The organism is Paenibacillus agri, assembly GCF_013359945.1.
GTDB classification, from domain to species: domain Bacteria; phylum Bacillota; class Bacilli; order Paenibacillales; family Paenibacillaceae; genus Paenibacillus_AQ; species Paenibacillus_AQ agri.
The window spans coordinates 1-280 of sequence record NZ_JABWCS010000101.1 but is presented as its reverse complement, the minus strand read 5'-3'; the positions used below and the strand labels follow the sequence as shown (position 1 = coordinate 280).

1 pseudogene is annotated in these 280 nt (G+C 52.1%); it reads right to left on the bottom strand.

Annotated features, from left to right (window positions below):
• Positions 1–280 (bottom strand): annotated as a pseudogene (locus HPT30_RS00470) (YVTN family beta-propeller repeat-containing protein); the annotation flags it as partial.

Genomic DNA, 280 nt, shown 5'->3' with positions numbered 1-280 from the left:
TGTCACCTGTCGCTCCGGTCACTCCTGTGGCTCCGGTGGCTCCAGTAGCTCCTGGATCTCCTTGTGCACCCGTTGCACCAGTAGCCCCGGTTGCACCCGTAGCACCAGTTTCACCGGTTATACCATATGGCTCTCTCAATAATTCAGAGGAGACAAGACGGTGTGCAGTTACCAGTTGCCCTTCAGCATCAACACCCCATACTGAAATTTGGATAGTGTCGTCCAGTCCATCCAGCGGGGTTTCGAAAATAAACTCGAAACCGTCAAAGTCAGCAAAATA